This window comes from Rhodococcus sp. 008 (genome assembly GCF_001682295.1).
Classification (GTDB): domain Bacteria; phylum Actinomycetota; class Actinomycetes; order Mycobacteriales; family Mycobacteriaceae; genus Rhodococcus_F; species Rhodococcus_F qingshengii.
Genome location: NZ_CP012749.1, coordinates 5,866,167 through 5,884,977, shown reverse-complemented (window position 1 = coordinate 5,884,977; position 18,811 = coordinate 5,866,167). Strand labels below are relative to the sequence as shown.

Below are 18,811 nucleotides of genomic sequence, written 5' to 3'. Positions count from 1 at the left end.
CTAGGGTTACCGCACGTGAGCCTGGTCCTTTTGCCTGCTGTAGATGTCGTCAACGGTGAAGCTGTTCGCCTCGTGCAAGGAGAGGCGGGAAGTGAGACCGGTTACGGGTCGCCCCGCGACGCTGCTCTTGCGTGGCAGAACGACGGTGCCGAATGGGTGCATCTTGTCGACCTCGACGCTGCTTTCGGGCGTGGGTCCAACAGTGAACTGTTGGCCGGCGTCATCGGCGACCTGACGGTCAAGGTGGAACTGTCCGGTGGAATCCGCGACGACGCTTCCCTGGAAGCCGCACTGGCCACCGGCTGTGCTCGCGTGAATCTCGGTACTGCCGCTATCGAGGATCCCGAGTGGTGTGCGCGTGCATTGGCCAAGTACGGCGACAAGATCGCTGTCGGCCTCGATGTTCGTCTCGTCGACGGTCAGTACCGCACACGTGGTCGCGGCTGGGTCACCGACGGCGGCGATCTGTGGGAGACCCTCGCGCGTCTGGACCGTGACGGCTGCACTCGTTACGTCGTCACCGACGTCTCCAAGGACGGCACACTCACCGGTCCCAATCTCGAACTTCTCAGCCAGGTCTGCGCGGTCACCGACGCGCACGTCGTCGCCTCCGGTGGTGTGTCGACCATCGAGGATCTACTCGCCATTTCCAGCCTGGTTGATCAGGGTGTCGAGGGCGCGATCGTGGGCAAGGCATTGTATGCCGGTCGCTTCACTCTCCCCGAAGCACTGGCAGCAGTTTCCGGATAGATTTTCCAGATGACTCCGACGCGTGACCTCGACGAACTTCTCGCGATTGCGGGTCGGCTTCTCGACGGCGTCCACGATCAGTTCGTCTCCGGTGTCGGCGCCCCGAGTGCGGTCCGCAAGGGCTGGGGTGATTTTGCCACCGAGGTCGATCTTGCGCTCGAGAAGCGGTTGACCGCGGAGTTGTTCGAGCAGACCGGCATCGAGGTGCACGGCGAGGAATTCGGCGGTCCCGACGTCGGTTCCGGGCTCGTCTGGGTTCTCGACCCCGTTGACGGTACTTTCAACTACTCGGCCGGATTGCCCACTGCCGGAACGCTGTTGGCGCTTCTCGACGACGGTGTCCCGGTGCTCGGATTGACCTGGCTTCCATTGATCGGTCACACGTACGCGACTCGCGCCGGCGGTCCGTTGTTGGTCAATGGAATCGCCGTACCGCCGCTGGAGCCAACCGATCTGGCGTCGTCGATCGTCGGCTTGGGTGCGCTCAACGTCAATAGTCGAGGGCGGATCCCCGGCAGTTTCCGTCTCGACCTCCTCGCCGAGATCAGCAAGGTGTCCTCGCGGATCCGGATACACGGTTCCACCGGAGTCGATCTGGCCTTCACCGCGGCCGGCATCCTGGGCGGTGCGATCGTCTACGGCCGCAACGCGTGGGACAACGCGGCCGGGGTCGCGCTCGTTCGCGGTGCGGGCGGGGTGGTCACCGACCTGGCCGGCCGCCCGTGGACCGTAGAATCGGAGTCGGTGCTCGCTGCCGCTCCGGGCATCCACGGTGAGATTCTCGATATCCTCAACGCGCTCGGTGATCCGCGCGCTTCGTCCTCAGGAGGACCACAGTCATGACCCTCGCAGTTCGTGTGATTCCGTGCCTCGACGTCGACGCCGGGCGAGTGGTCAAGGGTGTCAATTTCGAGAATCTTCGCGACGCCGGAGATCCGGTGGAACTCGCGGCAGCGTACGACGCTCAGGGCGCCGACGAACTGACCTTCCTGGACGTGACCGCCTCCACGTCGGATCGCGGCACGATGCTCGACGTCGTAAGTCGCACTGCCGAGCAGGTTTTCATTCCTCTGACCGTCGGCGGTGGAGTGCGCACGGTCGCGGATGTCGATCGTCTGCTGCGTGCCGGTGCCGACAAGGTCAGCGTCAACACCGCGGCGATTGCGCGCCCGGAACTGCTGAAGGAACTGAGTGAGCGTTTCGGCTCGCAGTGCATCGTCCTCTCGGTCGATGCCCGCACCGTTCCCCAGGGGCAGCCGGACACACCGTCGGGGTGGGAGGTCACGACGCACGGGGGCAAGCGCGGCACCGGGATCGACGCTGTCGAGTGGGCCGAGCGTGGTGCAGAGTTGGGAGTGGGGGAGATCCTGCTCAACTCGATGGATGCCGACGGCACCAAAGCGGGCTTCGACCTTCTGATGATCCGCGCTGTCCGGGCGGCAGTCCACGTACCGGTGATCGCCAGTGGCGGTGCCGGCCTGGTCGAGCACTTTGCCCCTGCAGTCGAAGCGGGCGCAGACGCAGTTCTCGCAGCAAGTGTCTTCCACTTCGGCGATCTGAGCATCCCGGAGGTCAAGGATGCGATGCGTGCCGAGGGAATCGTCGTTCGCTAGGCGTTCTCGGCGCGGATTCCGTCGAACATGAGGCGGCTGATGGCTTGGTTCAACGCCGTGCAGTCGACGGACGAACCGGCTCGCAATCCTTGAATCGCACTTGCCAGCATCATGCCGTTGACGGCGTGGGCAGTGTTGTCGACATCGAGGTCGGCGCGTAGATAGCCGCATTCGACTCCGTGGTGCAGGTACGCCGCGGTCAACGATGCCGACTGGTCGAGTAGATCGAGCATCCGGCCCGTCAGATCGGCGTCGACGCCCGTCGTCTCGAACAGCAGAACCCGCGGGATGCGGGGGTCGTCGAAGAAGATGCGGGGGAGCGCCTCGGCGATCCGTCCCACTTGGGCGCGGTACTCGTCCAGTGTGCTGGCGGCGTCGGGAGCATTCTCGGTGGCCAGTGCGCTGATGATCTTTGCGACGAGGTCGTCGATGACGTGATCGATGATGTCGCGCTTGTTCTCGAAGTACCGGTAGAAGGTCCCATGGCCGATTCCGAGAGTTGTTGCGATGTCGGCAATTCCGGTTGCGTGATAGCCGCGCTGGGCGAAGCACTCGAATGATGCGTCGATGATCTCGCGGCGCAATTCCGCCTTTTTTCGTTCCGCTCTGGTCATGGCCTTCGTCACATCAGGAATGATACCGTTCTCAATAACGGAATGACGTGTCAGTTTCTGATGTGCAGTTTTTCTGATGTGCAGTTCACGAGAGGGATTCTCCGATGGCAGTGCAGTACGACGCAGTAGTAGTGGGGGCGGGCTTCGGCGGAATGGGTGCGGCCATTCAACTCAAGCGGCTGGGCCTGAACAACCTGGCGATCCTCGAGCGCGAGGACGATCTGGGTGGAACCTGGCACGTCAACCGCTATCCCGGTCTGGCTGTCGACATCGCGTCGGTCACCTACTCGTATTCGTTCGAGCCCAATCCGAACTGGTCCAGGCTTTTCGCACCGGGCGCGGAACTGAAGAAGTACGCCGATCACGTCGCGGACAAGTACGATCTGCGGAAGCACATGACGTTCGGTGCCGTGGTCAACGGAGCCCGCTGGGACGAGGATTCTTCGCACTGGGTCGTATCCGTCGAAGGCGCGCCGGACATCACTGCCAAGTACCTCCTGACTGCGACGGGTTTCCTCTCGCAACCGCATCGGCCCGACATCTCCGGTATCGGCGACTTCGCCGGCAAGATCATCCACACCACGGCCTGGGACGATTCCTACGATCTGTCCGGCACCAAGACCGCAATCATCGGAACCGGCGCCACCGCTGTGCAGTTGATCCCCGAGGTGGCGCGTCAGGCCGCAGAGTTGACCGTCTACCAGCGCACGCCGATCTGGGTGGTTCCCAAGATCGACGTCCCCATTCCGAATGCAGTGCAGAAGCTGTTCTCGCGTATTCCGCTCACCCAGCGAATCGCCCGCGCTGTCAGTTCGTCGATCCTAGAAATGATCATGGTCAGCGCGGTCCTTCACTACAAGCAGGTCAAACTGTTGAACAAGGGTGCGGCGGCCGCATCACGTGCGTTTCTGCGGTCCCAGGTCAGCGACGCCAGCCTTCGCAAACAACTCACACCGGACTACGACTTCGGGTGCAAGCGTCCCACATTTTCCAACAACTACTTCCGTACGTTCACCAAGGACAACGTGCATCTCGAAACGACGCCGATCGACCACATCGCTGCCGACGGAATCGTCACCGCCGACGGTCGCAAGACCGAGATCGACACCTTGGTGCTGGCAACGGGATTCAACCTCTGGGATGTGAACTTTCCAGCCATCGAGGTTATCGGTCGCGAGGGACGAAACCTCGGTAAGTGGTGGCGCGACAACCGTTTCCAGGCCTACGAAGGGGTCGCGGTTCCGTATTTCCCCAACTTCCTCACGCTCGCCAGTCCGTACTCGTACAGCGGGTTGTCCTACTTCACGACGATCGAATCCCAGATGCAGCACATGGATCGACTGTTCGGCGAGGTGAAACGGCGCGGCGCGGAAACATTCGAGGTCACCGAAACTGCCAACGCCGAGTTCCTCGACCGGATGACCGAGAACCTGGCGGACTCCGTCTTCTACGGCGGTAGTTGCCAGACTGCACGAAGCTATTACTTCAATCAGCACGGCGAGGCTGCGATTCTGCGGCCCACGTCTACACGGAATGCGTTCGTCGAAGCGAAACGCTTTCCGCTCGAGGACTATTCGATCATCTAGGCGGGCTTGTCCCGCGTTCGGCTATCTTGCCGAGCTGACTCCGGTCGGAACCGATATCACGGGATAACGGTTCTGCCGGTTCAGTCGGGAAGTGACCGAGATGTGCATCAGTCGGCTCACCGCGGAGGCAGCGCCTTTTCGCGGAGATCCGATCACGATGGTAAATGCGTCGTATTTGTCCGCGGTTGCGAGAATGACACCGGCCGGGTCTCCATAGGTGCAGTCGTACGTCCAGGTGTCGGCGTGCGAGGCAAGTGCCGAGGTTGTCTGCTCGCGTTGCGACACCATCTCGTCGTGCAGACGCGTTTCGAATTCTGGCGAGTCGGTTTCGACAGGTAGGTCCTCGGACGTGATGCAGTGAACGACGTGGAGGGCTGAATCCTCCTTGGCGGCAAGCGTCAGTGCGTAGCTGAGTACATTCTTGCTGGTAGCACCTGGGCCGATGCCGAGAACGACGTGGCGGGTTCGGACGCGATCGGTACTCAGGTTCGCGAGATGGCAGATGTACTCCGGGTGCGGACCGTCATGACGTTGATGGTTCATGTCGGATCTTCTTCCAGAGCGAGAGAAGCGAAGGAACTTCCATTCTAGGGCGGCCGTGCAGGGGAATTCCACGGAAGTCACAGGTGGAAGGTATAAACGTCATATGAGTCTTGATCCCGCAATCGCGGCGAAGCTGAAGCGAAACGACGCCGGACTGTTCAGCGCGGTTGCGCAGGAGAAGTCGACCGGTGATGTGCTGATGGTCGCGTGGATGGACGACGAAGCGCTCGCGCGAACACTGGAAACCCGTAAGGGGACGTACTATTCGCGCTCGCGGCAGCAGTACTGGGTCAAGGGAGAGACCTCCGGGCACACCCAGTACGTGCACGAGGTGCGACTCGACTGTGACGGCGATTCCGTCTTGCTGATCGTCGATCAGGAGGGCGCCGCGTGCCACACCGGCACTCACACGTGTTTCGACACCGACGTCCTGCTCGCTGCTGAGCAGTGACGCGAGATGGCCACTGACAAGACTCCACAACCGCTCGATTACTCGTTCACCGCTCCCATCGAGAAAGACGGTGCGTTCGCAACGTTCTTGACCGTGCCCGGCTCGGCGGAAATTCTGGGAACCAGACGCGCTGTGAAGGTGCTCGGAACCCTCGATGGTGAGCATCCCTTCGAGGCGACGCTGATGCCCTCCGGCGACGGACCGCACTGGCTTCCGCTGCGCGTGGCGCTGTGCAAGGCGATCGGCAAGAGCGCCGCTGGAGAAGAGGTAGCGGTACATCTACAGCAGCGACTGAGCTGAAGTTTTCCCGAACCAAGGAGCGCCGTCGTGCAATTCTGTTCGATTTCGAACATGCCGCGGACGTGGAGCCGGATCGGTGGGCCGAGTACGGTCCAGGTGCCGTCGGTGTCGGGTGGGACATGGGACTGCTCGGGCTGGCTCGACACGTGGAACTGGGGATCGCGACGCCACTCGAGACACCCGAGTGGTCGGCGAGCGACGAGGCCAAGGCATTCATCGCGGGAAGCAGTGAACTGTGGGCCGAAGCTGCGATCGCATCGGGCGACGACCCGGATGCGGCTGCAGCCGCCGCTGCTCGCACGACCGCTGCATACACCGGGTAGATCACCTCTACGAGGACTAACATCGGATTAGTCTGGTTGTTGCGGGACTTCCGCGCCACGAGCGGAGACGACGATGGTGTATCGGCTCATCGAAGTAGTAACGGTGTTCGTTCACTTCGGGTTTGTCCTCTATGTGGTGCTGGGTGGGTTCGTGGCGTGGAAGTGGCGTCGTACCATCGGTTTCCACCTACTTGTAGTCGTCTGGGGAGCCGGTTCGATAGCGGTCGGATATGACTGCCCGCTGACCAATCTCGAGAACTGGGCCCGCCGGATGGCCGGGATCGCGGAGTTGCCGTCCACCGGATTCATCTCGCACTACATCACCGGCGTGTTCTATCCGGCGAGTATCGAAGGCCTTGTACAGGCGCTCGCGGCGACAGTGGTTGTCGGATCCTGGGTCGGATACGTGCTGCTCGGACGGCATGCGAAGGGTGAGGTCAAAGCCTCTTCAGCGACCTGATTCCGTACAAACGATCCCAGCCGTTTCCGAATGGAAACGACTGGGAGGTGCTACCAGGATTTACGCGCGAGTCAGGGCTACCACCGGGATTGTGCGGATCTCAGCGGTCTTCTCCGCGTATTCGGCAAATCCCGGGTATCGACTGGCCTGCTCGTCGTAGATGCGGTCACGCTTCTCGCCGGTTACTTCGCTGACGGAGACCGGGTATGTTTCGGTGCCGATCTCGACCTCTGCCTGGTCGGTGGCAACGAGGTTGTAGTACCAGTCGGGATTGGTCGGGGCACCGGCCTTGGATGCAAAAACGTAGATGGTCTTCGGATCCTGCTCGTCTGCCAGATACATCATGGGACTCACGAAATTGCGTCCGGATTTGCGTCCTGTGTGGTGGACCAACACCATGGGCGCACCTTCGAAGGGGCCACCTACCTTGCCCTCGTTCTCCCGAAATTCCGCAATGATTCCTGCGTTCCAATCGTCGGTACTCATCGTTGTCTCCCGGTCTGCGAGTGGCGAAGGGCTCTGCCGCCAAGCTTTGCACAACTGGTGAATCGACGAGAGGTCATCTTCGGCGTCCAGCATGATCTACTATCTACGTATGAACGCAGATAGTGGTGTTTGTCGCCGCAAGCTTCCCGATGATCAAGTCGACCTCGTCGTCGAGGTGTTCCGCATGCTGGCCGACGCAACCCGTGTGCAGGTCTTGTGGGCATTGGTCGACCGCGAGTGCTCGGTGAACGAACTGGCGGAACGCGTCGGCAAGCCGGCGCCCTCGGTGTCGCAGCACCTGGCGAAATTGCGCATGGCAAGGTTGGTACGAACCCGCCGCGATGGTACGACGGTGTTCTATCGCCTGGAGAACGACCATGTGCGCCAACTGGTTACGGACGCGGTCTTCAATGCGGAGCATGCCGGACCCGGATTGCCGGGGCATCACCGTAGTGAAGGTGAGCTTCGGGAGATACACCCGGAGCGCTCGGCGAACGTCGATCGGACCGATCAAGAAGAAGGTGCGTCATGACGCACGAACCCAAGACGTCCCACGGCCACGGCCACCGCCATGTCCACGGGCCGAAGGGATTTCGATCGGCAGTCCGCGAAGTGTTCTCGCCGCACAGTCACGACGCTGCCGACAGTGTCGACGACGCATTGGAATCGAGCGCAATCGGCATCCGGGCGGTCAAGATCAGTCTTGTCGCGCTCGGAGTCACCGCAGTTGCTCAGGTTGCGATCGTGGCGATCTCGGGTTCGGTGGCGCTGCTGGCGGACACCATTCACAACTTCTCCGACGCGCTCACGGCAGTCCCACTCTGGATTGCCTTCGCGCTCGGTCGGCGCGCTGCGACCAGGCGCTATACCTATGGTTTCGGGCGTGCGGAGGATTTGGCCGGACTGTTCGTGCTCGCCATGATCGCACTGTCGGCAGTGATCGCCGGTGTCGAGGCGGTGAGGCGATTGATCAACCCGGTCGAGATCGAGCACCTCGGTTGGGTAGCGGCGGCAGGTTTGATCGGTTTCATCGGAAACGAATTGGTGGCGTTGTATCGGATCAGGATCGGCAGGCAAATCGGTTCAGCGGCCCTGGTGGCCGATGGATTGCATGCTCGGACCGACGGATTCACTTCGCTCGCAGTCCTTCTGGGGGCGGGGGGAGTTGCGCTGGGTTTCCCGTTGGCAGACCCGATCATCGGCCTTGTCATCACCGTTGCCATCGTGGCGGTGCTCAGGACTGCAGCGCGAGACGTCTTCCGGAGGTTGATGGACGGCGTCGAACCTGAGTTGGTGGACGACGCAGAGCATGCATTGATGCACGAACCTGGAGTCCTCGGTGTTCGTGATCTGAAGATGCGGTGGATCGGACACCGACTGCATGCCGATGCAGAACTCGACATCGATCCCCGGGCAACACTTGCCGAAGCTCATGCGATTGCACACAGCGCCGAGCATTCGCTCACTCACGCGGTGCCCAAACTCGCTACTGCCTTGGTGCATGCGTACCCGGCGCATGACGCGGCCAACTCCGAAGTCTGATACCGGCCGCCTTCCCGGTGATCTGTGCTTGATGTCAAGCGCAGGCGGCTTCCCAGGCGAAACCGTCTGGGTCTGTGAAGGTTTCAGACGTGCCGGCAACGGTCAGACGGTGTGATCCGGTGCCTTCCGGAGCAACCCCGGCATCCTTTGCCAAAGCGCGGCGACCATACAGTGCGAGTGTCACATTGTTTGCTGCACTGGTGAATTCGACGTACTTGCGACCGAAGCTCTTGGACACCTCGAGTCCGCGGTCGAGGTAGAACTGCTTGCTGGCCTTGACGTCTTCGGCGCCGAGCAGCAGCACGAGGCTGTCGATCGTGCGGGTGGCCGGCCCGTCGTTCTTCTTCGACGACGTGGCGATCTTCCAGATCGAACCGTCTGGAGCCTGGACGACTCCGCCGTATCCCCAGAGGGATTTCTTCACAGGCTTCAAGGCGGTGGCACCGGCTGCGAGTGCTGCGCCGACGAAGGCGTCGACGATGTTCGGTTGGGAGACGACGAGCGAAAGGGTGTACCCACGAAACCCTGTTGTCGGTTCGTTCGATTCGCGTAGCTGGATTCGATCTCCGACGCCGAGAGCGTTGTAGAAGGCTTCGGCTGCCGCGAGGTCGGGAACGTCGAGTATCACGGATTTCGCGGTGGTCATCTGGGCGCTCCCTGCTGATGTGTGGATTGGCGACGTGTGGTCGGAAGTGGACTTCTGTGGTGTGTTCATGTGTTTCAACGTAATTGCGGGTCCCGTGGCTGTGCTTCTCGATTTCTGATCGGTTTGCTGAGACTGCTTGCAAGGTGCAGCACTCACGCAGGCCTTAGGTGGGCGATTTGTCGTGAATATCCTGTTCAGCCGATGTTTTCTCGATAGGCTGGTGAGCGCTGATCGGACGTACCTCACGCCACCATGGAACGGGGAAACCAGTGATCGCACTGCGAGGAAAGTCGTTAGCCGCAGCAGTAGTGGTGTCCATGACGATGGCGTTGGCCGCGTGTACCTCCGGTGAATCGGCGCCCGAGGTGGGCGGCAATTACGGCTCTGGCGGAACCGCCGTCGACTATCGGGAGCCGGTGAAACTGAGTAGCCGAGATGGTGTTCTCGAGGTGCGCTTGTCCGCTCATCAGGGAGTGATTCCGCTCGATACCGCTTCGGCGCCCGTGTCGAATTTTCTGCTCTTCGGGTACGAGGTCATCCGCGGTACGGCGTCGGACGGATCGACCTCGGCGAGTGACGTCTATCCGGCGCCGACTCTCCGCGTCAATCCCGGAGAGCGATTGATCATTCATTACGACAACGATTTGCAGGATCTCACGATCCAGGACTTCTACGATCCGGCATTCACACCGGCGGGCGGGGACGTGCCGATCTATCCGCCGGCGCTGACGTCGGCTCCGCTGAATCTGCACACGCACGGAGTGCACGTGAGTCCGGACGGCAATGCGGACAACGTGTTGCTCAACATTCCAGCCGGCCAGGGAAACGTGTACGACTACGCGATTCCGGGGACGATGCCGAACGGTCTGTACTGGTATCACAGTCACCGGCACACCCTCACCGCCCAGCAGACGTACATGGGCCTGGCCGGGCTACTGGAAATCGGCCGGCCGGACGGCAATCTGCCTGTCGTGACGGCAAACGACGTTCCGATTCGCGATATGGCACTGCAGTACAACTTCGTATTCGACCGAAAAGGAAAGGGCCGACAGCTCAACGACGCGAACTGGCCCCAATTCGTCAGTACGTTGACGCCACCCGCCGGTACGGAACTAGCCGACGGGACGTACCGTCCGAGCCTTGCTCCGGTGAATTTCTCGGACACCACCGAGGGCGCGCAGTATTTCACCAACTGGTATACCGGACCGTTGTCCCCGGCCAATCATCGTGGACAGAATCAATTCGTTCCAGGCAATCTGCAGAGCTTCGTGGGTGAATCGACGACTGTACCGGCCGATCCTTTACTGCCGGACAACCAACGCGATGTGCAGTACACCGTGAACGGTCAGTTCCAGCCGTCGCTGAAACTGAAGCCGGGGCAGACCGAGATCTGGGTGCTTGCCAACATCAGCGACTTTGCCTACATGCCGGTCACGTTGACGGAAACCGCAACCGGCGCCCATCCGAAGTTCGCCATCGTAGGGCAGGACGGGAACCCGTTCGACGAGGTCAGGCCACCCGTGGACGGGGACGGAACCAGGCTGGTGATTCCGCCGGCCTCGCGATACGCAATCGCAGTGACGATGCCGGAGTCCGGCGATCTGGTGCTGGAGATGCCACCGCTCGAAGGTGCGAAGCCGGTGAGCAATCCAGGCATTCTCTACACCAACAACGGTACCGACAATCCGCCCGCCGAACTCGGAACCGTCACCGTCGACCCGTCGGTGATCAGTTACGCGGACGGATTCTTCACGTTCCCGACTCAGCAGTTGATCCGTGCGACGCCAGACGAGGGTGAAGGAAAGACGACTCCCTTCGAGTTCGGACAGAAGCTCGATACCTACACCTCGTTCGTGGATACCGCAGCGATGACGCCCGACGTGACCCGCAATCTCACAGTGTCCGGTGGGTTCGGAAACGAGAAGGCCAGCAACAGCGATCCGAAGGCCTTCACCTACGAATTCGCCGACAACACGTTCCCCAACATTCCGCTGATTCAACCGCGACTGAATTCCGTTGAGGAATGGAAGATCACGAACCTCAACAACGACGAACACCCGATGCATATTCACGTCAACGACTTCCAGGTAACGGAAGTTGTGGATCCCGTCGCAGGTACCACGACGGGCGTTCAGCCCTGGGGAATCGACAACGTGAACGTGCCGGCGCCGGTGACGGACGAGAACGAGAATGCGCTGGAACCAGCATCGGTGACGTTGCGGACGAAGTTCACCGAGTACACCGGAACCTTTGTGATTCACTGCCACCGACTCAATCACGAGGACAACGGTTTGATGGCGACTGTCAACGTGATTCCCGAGGTATCGACATATGCCGTCGCGATACCTGGTTCGGCCGGCGTGCCCGCCAAGGTGCAGATATTCGATGCCAACGGCGACAAACTGATCACTGCTGTGACGCCCTTCCCGTCGTTCGAAGGCACCCCGAGTGTTGCGATGGCGGACGTGAACGGAGACATGGTGCTTGATCTGGTCGCTGGAACAGGTGCAGGCTCGGCTCCGGAAGTGGTGGCGTACAACGCAGTCGGCGGCGTGCCGTTCACCGACGAGTTGGCAAGATTCGCCCCCTTCGATGTGGGTTTTCGTGGCGGAGTGAACATCGGCGGCGTCGATATCGACGGAAACGCACTGGCGGACAACATCATCGTTGCCTCGGGCCCGGGGATGGAGTCGCAGGTCAAGATTTACTCCACCGACCTTCCGGCGGACAAGAAGTCCGCACCCGCAGAATTCGGTTCGTTCTCGCCGTACCCGGGATCGAGTAGCGGAGTCACGTTCGCAACCGGAATGGTTGACAGTCACTCCGGTCGAGCGAGCATCGTGACCGCACCGGGTGCGGGCGAGGAGCCGTTGATCAAGACGTTCCGCTACGACCTGTACGAACCGACGGCGGCTGCGCAGGGCGGCTCCGATGAACACGCAGGTCATACGGCTGGTCCTGTAATGACATCGCAGTTTTTGGCATTCGATCAGGGCTACCGCGACGGGGTGTCTCTGTCGACGGGTTGGGTGGCCGGCGCCGAGGGCGGAGCAAAGTCGATAGTGGCAGGCATGCTCGGAGGAGAAGGATCAATCCGCGTCTTTTCGAGTGGATCCAGGCTCGACGGTGCACCCGAGATGTACCTCGAGAGTCCAGATCACCATTCGACGGACGTGGCGTTTCGGGAGGTTGCAGCTTTCGACCCGTTCACCGGTCCAGGTTCGGGTGTCGGAGTGGCCACGACGAGCACGACCACCGGCGCGGACCTCCTCGTAAGTGGCAGCAACGGAACGGGTGCCGAAGTTCGGAAACTTACGCTGGGTCGCGCCGATCCGTCTGCGACCACATTGACACCGACGCTTGTGGGAACGCTCCCTCCGTATCCTGTCGGCGGGGGAGTTCTGCCACTCGGCGGCCGATGATCCGGTTTTGAGAGTTACTGAAAGTAGTTTCATATCAACGGGTCTCGAGCCTTCCTGTTCTCGAAGTTGTCCGTTTTGTCTCTGGTTATCGAAAGTGTGTTCGATTAAACTTTCGGTATGGACAGTCGGGGAGCGTGGCAGCTGGATGGTGAGGGCCTCAAGGGTGAGGTTCTGGATCTGGTGCGTGTCCGGCACGAGTTGCAGTCGCGGATGGTGTTGTTGATCGTGGAGATGTTTTCCCGGGAGGTTCTCGGCGGGAGGGGTTTTCGGGCGATCGCGCTGTGGTTGCATGGTTCGACGAATCTGGAGATCGGTGAGTGCAGCCTGTTGGTCAGTCTGGCGCGGTTGTTGATGCTCGAACCGGTTGTGGCGGATGCGTTTCATCGTGGTGACGTGGATGCGTTGAAAGCCCGTCAGGTGGCGTCGTTTTGTCAGCATCCGCCCAAGAACATGACGCCGGCGGATGTCGACAAGGCTCGCGGGATTCTGTTGGGGTTGGCGTCGAAGAACATCGCTGATTGTGATGCGGTGCGGGCGGCGATCCGGCGGATCGAGAAGCAGTACGGCAAGCGTGAGGACGGCGTTCCGGTGGGTGAGGATTCGGAGCGTAACGAGTTCTACGCGTCGAAGGGTTTGTACGGGCGGGTCACTGTGAAGGGTGATCTGGATGCTGTGAACGGGGCACGTCTGATCACGTTGTTGTCGAGTCTGTCTGCGCCGACGCCGGAGAAGGACGGCGTGAAGGACACGCGTACTCCGGCATTACGGCGTGCGGATGGGTTTTGCGAGTTGTTGCGCCGGTACGAGCGGGCGGGGTTGGGTCCGATCGAGGGCGGAGTGAAACCACACATCACGGTCACCGCCAGCGCAAAAGACATGACAGACCTCAAGGCGTTGAAAGACCTCTTGCCGTCCACTGAGGAGTTGGGTTTCGCGTGGGCGGATTGGGTGGGCCCGATCAGTATCGATACCGCGCGGATGTTGGCGTGCGACTGCACGATCACGCGGATTTTGTTGGATGAGAACGGGGTTCCGCTCGACTGCGGTAAGGAAGCGAGAACAGCGACGGTGCCGCAGCGGCGGGCGTTGGCGGTTCGTGATGGTGGGTGTGCGTTCCCGGGGTGCGGGACTCCGTCGGGGTGGTGCGATGCTCATCATATTGTTCACTGGGGTGATGGCGGCCCAACGGATCTCGATAATCTGGTCTTGTTGTGTGGTCATCATCATCGGACGCTGCATCACACGGAGTGGCGGGTGGAGATCGGACCCGACCGAAAAACCGTGTTCTATCCACCGATGTCGGTTGATCCGTATCAACAGCCGATCGGCGGGAACGGCCCACCGACGGCCGCCTGAACGGCCAAAACTGAAAATGCCAGCGTATGCACCGGGGAAGAATCATGCCCCGTTACATGCGCTGGCATTTCGTGTTCCGGAGAGTTCAGGGCAGCGACCAGAACTGAGTAGTCACGAGGTAGAAGACGACAACCCAGAACAACGTCACAGCGGCGACGATTGCCACCCCTTGTGCGTTGGTTTTTGCGACAGGAATCCCCGGAGGCGGACGCAGCCAACGGCGCAGGAGTCGATTCACGTAGTACGGCATCGTGAAGAAACTCATGATGAAGCTCGACAGCAGATTGCCGATCAACAATCCGAGCCAGAGTGGCAGCTTCAGCGGTGACAGCGCCAAAGTAAGCAAGACGACAGTCGGGTAGAGACCGACCCAGACCGCGATCGAGGTTTTTGTCTCCGAAGGTGGAGGGGCCTCGTTTCCGTTCTCGTCGAAGGCAAACCAACTGCCGAACGAATTGTCCACGGTTCGCAGTTCGAAGTCGTGAAACTTGCGGCCCTCGGCGAGGAGTTGTTGTCGCTCAGGGGAAGTCAGCCACGTATCGAGGTGGGCAGCATTGTCGAAGCGATACAGCAGGGTCCATTCATCCTGCACACCGTCGACGGGGCGAAACAGTTCGGTGCCGCGGAATCCGTCGAAAGCACTCTCCACCTCCCGAAGGCGATCCTGCCAGGCAAGGAACTCGTCGATGCTGTCGTCACCGACTCGGTGCGTCACTACGACAGTCAGCAGTGGGTCCGGAGGCCTGATCCCGCCGCTCACTACCTGCTGCGTGGCCGGGCCGTCGAAGAACTGACGACCGCTGTCGAGGTAGTCCTGCCTCGTCGCGCTGTTGATCCACGCCTGAACATGAGCGATGGAGTCGAATCGATACACGATCACCCAATCAGGTTGGGTGGGCGTCGGAGCAGCGATTTCTGCCCCGAGGAAGCCTGCATAATCTGCGGCCGCCCGGTTGAGATCTTTCTGCCAGACCTCGAATTCTTTCTCCAGTCCGGCACGCACTCGCTGGCCGATGATGACCGTCGCGGCGCTGTCCGCCGACGTGTTCGCGGTCATCGGTTCAGGCCTGAGTAGATGCGTTCCGGGGTGAGCGGTAGTGACCGGAATCGTGACCCGGTTGCATCCTGCAGTGCGTTCGCCAATGCAGGGGCAACCGGATTGATGCAGCACTCCGCCATGCCCTTGGAGCGGAGAGGACCGACGGAGTCTGATGACTCGACGAGGATCACCTCCGTGCGTGGGATATCTGCATATGTCGGGATCCGGTAGTTACGTAGATTCGGGTTCATCATCGCGCCGTTTGCGTCTACGTGGAAGTTCTCGGTGAGTGCGAAGCCGATGCCCTGGGCGACGCCACCTTCGATCTGTCCCCGCACCTGCGCCGGATTGATGATCACCCCAGCGTCGGTGGCTTGGACGCTGTAGAGAATGCGGATCTCGCCGGTGATGCGATGGACGGCAATCCGGAAGCCATGAGTGTTGGACACCACGCTGCGCGGAGATCCGTATGCCTTCCGCGCCTCGGTGAATCGGATCCCGCGCGGGCGTGCGGCCTCGAGTATCTCTTGCAGTGTTAATCGAGTACTACCGCAGACGATCTTGTCGTCGTCCATCGAGCACTGGTCAATCGACACGCCGGTGTGGTGCGCGGCGAAGGCAAGTAGGCGATCGCGGAGCGCATTCGACGCGCGAAGTACCGCGTTCCCAGCGACAAACAGGCCGGCGCTGGCGAAAGCGCCTGTGTCGAAACCGGTTCGGTCGGTGTCCGACTGAATGATTCGTACACGCGACGGAGTTGTGCCCAGCTGATTTGCGGCGATCTGCACGTGGGCCGTAGAAGTTCCCTCACCGAATTCGACTGTGCCGATGGCAAGTTCGTATACACAGTCTTCGCCGAGGGTGAGCCAAGCCTCGGAAATGTGCTCGGTGGGTGGCGCGGTCTCATGTAGTGAACTGGCGGTACCGGTGCCGATCAGCCAATCGTCTCCGAGCGAGGGAACCTGTTGCCGCTTCAACGCGGTGTCGATCAGATCGATGCATTGCCCCAGTCCGTCTTCGGTGAAGATCACGTCGTCTGGGCCGTCTTCGAGTGCGATCAGCGAATCGCCCGGTCGGACGATATTGCGTCGACGCAGTTCGAGCGGATCCATGTTCAGCGCGACGGCCAATTCGGTCATGGCCGATTCCACGGCAAAGGCCGGTTGCGTCATCCCGTACCCACGCAGAGCGCCGCTCGGGACGTTATTGGTGTACACGGAATACGCATCGAACTTCTTGTTGGCGCAGCGGTAGAGCGATACTGCCGCGCCGCCGGCAAAGAGTGTCTCTCCACCGTGGTTTCCGTACGCACCGGTGTTCGATACGTTGCGATACTGAAAGGCTGTGAGGGTTCCGTCCGACTTGGCACCGAGCTTGATCGTGAGCTTCATCGGATGACGCGGCGACGCGGTGGTGAACTCTTCTTCTCGGGTGAACTCGAGGCAGACGGGACGACCGGTGTCGAGGGTGGCGAGCGCCACCAGATCCTCGCTGATCACTTCCTGTTTTCCTCCGAACCCGCCGCCCACGCGTTTGCAGAACACGCGTAGCTGATCCGGGCGGAGGTCGAAGAGATGGGCGAGTTTGACCTTGGCGATGGAGGGGGACTGCGAACTTGTGCGAACGTGAAGGCGTCCGTCTTCCATCCAGGAGATCGAACCGTGCGTCTCGAGGTGCGCGTGCTGAACCCGCGGCGAGAAGTAGGTGCCTTCGTGGATGACGTCGGCCTCGGCGAACCCTGCCTCGACGTCGCCCACATGACCGTGAAGTTCGAGCAGGATGTTGTGCTCGGGATCTCGAACAAAGGGATCGTCGGATCCGTGCAGGGCTGGAGCGCCGTCGGCCATGGCCTCTTCCGGATCGAACACGGAAGGCAGGATCTCGTAATCGACCTTCACCTTCCGACGGCCTTCTTCCGCAGCGACGACGGAGTCGGCGAGGACGGCCACTACACGCTGACCCACGAACCGCACGACGTTGTCGAGAATGTAGGTGTCGTCCGGATCGACAAGGTGGTCGGTATGTATTGCCGTGGTGAAGAGCTTGCGCGGCACGTCTTTCCAGGTGTAGACGCGATGGACACCGGGGACGGCGAGCGCCTCGGTGGTGTCGATGGAGGTGATGCGGGCATGTGCGTGAGGCGAGTGCAGCACTTTCAGGTGCAGCATGCCGTCGATCGCGGTGTCCATAGTGTATTCGGCTCGGCCGGTCACCACGTCGGTGGCCGCCGGCGCCCCGACGCTGGTTCCGACGGCCTGTCCCGGGAGGGCAACTTCGATAGCACCGACACCGTTGACCGCGTCTTCGATGGATCGGTAACCGGTGCAGCGGCACAGGTTTCCCTTGAGCGCTCGCGGCAAGTCTTCTTTCTGCGCGTCGGTGAGCGCCGCCGAGGTCATGATCATCCCGGCGGTGCAGAACCCACACTGAAAGCCGGGTGCATCCCGGAACTGCTGCTGAATCGGATGGAGATCTTCGGGCGTGCCGAGTCCCTCGATCGTGGTTACCGCGCGACCGTCGGCGCGAAAGGCGGGCGTGATGCAGCTGTGTATCGGTGTTCCGTCTAGCCACACTGTGCACGCCCCGCAGTCCCCGCCGTCGCACCCCTTCTTCACCCCGTGGTGTCCGAGGTGCCGAAGAAACGTCCGGAGACACTGTCCCGGGAACGGCTCCTCGTGGAACTGCCGGTCGTTCACCGTGTAGCTCATGACTGGCTCCCCGTGAGTTCGTTTCGGAGCTCGTCGGCGTAGTGGCGGGCGAGGTGGAGGCGGTGGTCTGGGGTTCCGTTGGGATCGTCGAACCAAATGTCGGCCGAAATGGAGTCGACGGCTCGTCGCAGAGAGTGCTCGTCCGGCATGGTGTCGAACGTCAGCCGGATCGGATGGGTGGTGCCGGCGGTGATGGTGAGGTGAAAGTCGTCGGCGCCAGGAGTCTGCGTCGCGATCATGAAGATCGTCGAACGGCCGAGGTGCGTGAGACTGAAGCGGCGGTGGGCGTGCCGTTTGGTGAGTGCGTGCACCGGGAACTCGATGCTCCGAAGGACTTCGCCCGGCTCCAGGACATTCTGGTGGTCACCGGTCACGAAGTCGCACGCGTCGACGGTCCTCACTGTTCCGTCGGTAGCCCATAGTGTGAACGAAGCCTCGAGTGCAACTGCCAGGGTGATCATCGGTCCGGCCGGAAGCGACATACAGATGTTGCCGCCTACGGTGGCCGAATTCCACACCTTGAAAGACGAGAGGAAGTACTCGCAGCTGACGCGAATAAGTGGACTCGCACGCCAATTGTCCGGCGGGACAAACGCATACAGTTCGGCAACGGTGCACGTAGCTCCGACACCGAAATGAGTCGGGCCGACCTCCAGTGGTGTCCAACCGAGCGCGGTGAGGTCGACCAGTCGACGCGTGTCGGGTTGTTCTGCTGAGAACAGCCACGTTCCTCCCGCGAGCCAGGCGTCGCCGGGACGCCACACGTCCCCTGGGCGATCCGGTGGTCGGCGTATCACGTCGGTAATGGTGGTGATGTCCATGCGCCTGCTCCCCTCGGGGGATGTGTCTTCTCGGAGTGGGACATTACCGAGGTGACGAGACGCATTCACACTTTTAGTACATATCGGGCACGCGAAACATGAGCGATACGTACGTGACATCGACTGGTGGGGCGGTGCATGCGCTTGCCGA

General features: G+C 61.2%; 19 protein-coding genes. 12 read left to right on the top strand and 7 right to left on the bottom strand.

What is annotated here, in order from left to right; translation table 11 throughout:
• Nucleotides 1–15 precede the first annotated feature (15 nt).
• Genes priA through hisF form a run of 3 tightly spaced genes read left to right on the top strand, consistent with a single transcriptional unit; the run spans nucleotide 16 to nucleotide 2,363 of the window.
• Nucleotides 16–750 (top strand): bifunctional 1-(5-phosphoribosyl)-5-((5-phosphoribosylamino)methylideneamino)imidazole-4-carboxamide isomerase/phosphoribosylanthranilate isomerase PriA, encoded by a 735-nt coding sequence (gene priA / locus AOT96_RS27140; RefSeq protein ID WP_003942371.1) that lies wholly within the window; start codon nucleotides 16–18, stop codon nucleotides 748–750.
• A 9-nt stretch (nucleotides 751–759) separates the two neighbouring features.
• Nucleotides 760–1,593: an inositol monophosphatase family protein gene (locus AOT96_RS27135; protein ID WP_003942414.1), complete on the top strand. Its 834-nt coding sequence runs from the start codon at nucleotides 760–762 to the stop codon at nucleotides 1,591–1,593.
• A complete protein-coding gene (gene hisF, locus AOT96_RS27130; RefSeq protein ID WP_003942380.1) occupies nucleotides 1,590–2,363 on the top strand; it encodes an imidazole glycerol phosphate synthase subunit HisF in 774 nt (257 codons plus the stop codon). Before AOT96_RS27135 ends, hisF begins: the two co-directional genes overlap by 4 nt.
• On the opposite strand, the gene AOT96_RS27125 is transcribed toward hisF, so the two are convergent.
• The gene (locus AOT96_RS27125; RefSeq protein WP_030537064.1) at nucleotides 2,360–2,977 is read right to left on the bottom strand and encodes a TetR/AcrR family transcriptional regulator; all 618 of its coding nucleotides are present in this window, start codon (nucleotides 2,975–2,977) and stop codon (nucleotides 2,360–2,362) included. The two genes, hisF and AOT96_RS27125, sit on opposite strands and share 4 nt — an antisense overlap.
• Before the next feature lie 104 nt (nucleotides 2,978–3,081).
• Between AOT96_RS27125 and AOT96_RS27120 the strand changes: the two genes are divergently transcribed.
• Complete coding sequence (locus AOT96_RS27120; RefSeq protein ID WP_065352538.1) at nucleotides 3,082–4,563, top strand: flavin-containing monooxygenase; 1,482 nt, start codon at nucleotides 3,082–3,084, stop codon at nucleotides 4,561–4,563.
• A gap of 21 nt (nucleotides 4,564–4,584) precedes the next feature.
• On the opposite strand, the gene AOT96_RS27115 is transcribed toward AOT96_RS27120, so the two are convergent.
• On the bottom strand, nucleotides 4,585–5,106 hold the full coding sequence (locus AOT96_RS27115) for a universal stress protein (protein WP_030537062.1): 522 nt from the start codon (nucleotides 5,104–5,106) through the stop codon (nucleotides 4,585–4,587).
• Between the two features lie 103 nt (nucleotides 5,107–5,209).
• Here AOT96_RS27115 and hisI point away from each other — a divergent pair, with 103 nt between their 5' ends.
• The 4 genes from hisI to AOT96_RS27095 all read left to right on the top strand — a co-directional run bounded on the left by hisI (nucleotide 5,210) and on the right by AOT96_RS27095 (nucleotide 6,640).
• Nucleotides 5,210–5,557, top strand: coding sequence for a phosphoribosyl-AMP cyclohydrolase (gene hisI, locus AOT96_RS27110; RefSeq protein WP_003942390.1), 348 nt, complete (start codon nucleotides 5,210–5,212; stop codon nucleotides 5,555–5,557).
• Nucleotides 5,558–5,563: 6 nt separating this feature from the next.
• Nucleotides 5,564–5,857, top strand: coding sequence for a DUF1905 domain-containing protein (locus AOT96_RS27105; protein ID WP_065352537.1), 294 nt, complete (start codon nucleotides 5,564–5,566; stop codon nucleotides 5,855–5,857).
• 62 nt (nucleotides 5,858–5,919) lie between these two features.
• Nucleotides 5,920–6,180, top strand: coding sequence for a hypothetical protein (locus AOT96_RS27100; RefSeq protein ID WP_223304508.1), 261 nt, complete (start codon nucleotides 5,920–5,922; stop codon nucleotides 6,178–6,180).
• 73 nt (nucleotides 6,181–6,253) lie between these two features.
• Nucleotides 6,254–6,640 (top strand): DUF2784 domain-containing protein, encoded by a 387-nt coding sequence (locus AOT96_RS27095; RefSeq protein WP_065352536.1) that lies wholly within the window; start codon nucleotides 6,254–6,256, stop codon nucleotides 6,638–6,640.
• A gap of 60 nt (nucleotides 6,641–6,700) precedes the next feature.
• On the opposite strand, the gene AOT96_RS27090 is transcribed toward AOT96_RS27095, so the two are convergent.
• Complete coding sequence (locus tag AOT96_RS27090) at nucleotides 6,701–7,126, bottom strand: nitroreductase/quinone reductase family protein (protein ID WP_058227033.1); 426 nt, start codon at nucleotides 7,124–7,126, stop codon at nucleotides 6,701–6,703.
• 109 nt (nucleotides 7,127–7,235) lie between these two features.
• Between AOT96_RS27090 and AOT96_RS27085 the strand changes: the two genes are divergently transcribed.
• Nucleotides 7,236–7,658 carry an ArsR/SmtB family transcription factor gene (locus AOT96_RS27085; protein ID WP_003942406.1) on the top strand — a complete coding sequence of 141 codons (423 nt, stop codon included), beginning with the start codon at nucleotides 7,236–7,238 and terminating at the stop codon, nucleotides 7,656–7,658.
• A complete protein-coding gene (locus AOT96_RS27080; protein ID WP_065352535.1) occupies nucleotides 7,655–8,668 on the top strand; it encodes a cation diffusion facilitator family transporter in 1,014 nt (337 codons plus the stop codon). Before AOT96_RS27085 ends, AOT96_RS27080 begins: the two co-directional genes overlap by 4 nt.
• 34 nt (nucleotides 8,669–8,702) lie before the next feature.
• Here AOT96_RS27080 and AOT96_RS27075 read toward each other — a convergent pair whose 3' ends face one another.
• Nucleotides 8,703–9,314, bottom strand: a complete 612-nt coding sequence (locus tag AOT96_RS27075; protein WP_007732226.1) for a hypothetical protein — start codon at nucleotides 9,312–9,314, stop codon at nucleotides 8,703–8,705.
• Nucleotides 9,315–9,631: 317 nt separating this feature from the next.
• Between AOT96_RS27075 and AOT96_RS27070 the strand changes: the two genes are divergently transcribed.
• Together AOT96_RS27070 and AOT96_RS27065 are read left to right on the top strand one after the other, a co-directional pair.
• On the top strand, nucleotides 9,632–12,736 hold the full coding sequence (locus AOT96_RS27070) for a multicopper oxidase family protein (RefSeq protein WP_197523651.1): 3,105 nt from the start codon (nucleotides 9,632–9,634) through the stop codon (nucleotides 12,734–12,736).
• A 117-nt stretch (nucleotides 12,737–12,853) separates the two neighbouring features.
• The gene (locus AOT96_RS27065) at nucleotides 12,854–14,092 is read left to right on the top strand and encodes an HNH endonuclease signature motif containing protein (RefSeq protein ID WP_065352533.1); all 1,239 of its coding nucleotides are present in this window, start codon (nucleotides 12,854–12,856) and stop codon (nucleotides 14,090–14,092) included.
• Nucleotides 14,093–14,177: 85 nt separating this feature from the next.
• On the opposite strand, the gene AOT96_RS27060 is transcribed toward AOT96_RS27065, so the two are convergent.
• The 3 genes from AOT96_RS27060 to AOT96_RS27050 are packed head-to-tail and all read right to left on the bottom strand — an operon-like array spanning nucleotide 14,178 to nucleotide 18,660.
• Entirely contained in the window at nucleotides 14,178–15,149 is a 972-nt protein-coding gene (locus AOT96_RS27060) for an antibiotic biosynthesis monooxygenase (protein ID WP_065352532.1), read from the bottom strand.
• Nucleotides 15,146–17,839: a molybdopterin-dependent oxidoreductase gene (locus tag AOT96_RS27055; protein ID WP_065352531.1), complete on the bottom strand. Its 2,694-nt coding sequence runs from the start codon at nucleotides 17,837–17,839 to the stop codon at nucleotides 15,146–15,148. The genes AOT96_RS27060 and AOT96_RS27055 overlap by 4 nt, the downstream gene beginning before the upstream one ends.
• Nucleotides 17,836–18,660, bottom strand: a complete 825-nt coding sequence (locus tag AOT96_RS27050; RefSeq protein ID WP_007733027.1) for an FAD binding domain-containing protein — start codon at nucleotides 18,658–18,660, stop codon at nucleotides 17,836–17,838. The genes AOT96_RS27055 and AOT96_RS27050 overlap by 4 nt, the downstream gene beginning before the upstream one ends.
• Between the last annotated feature and the right edge of the window lie 151 nt (nucleotides 18,661–18,811).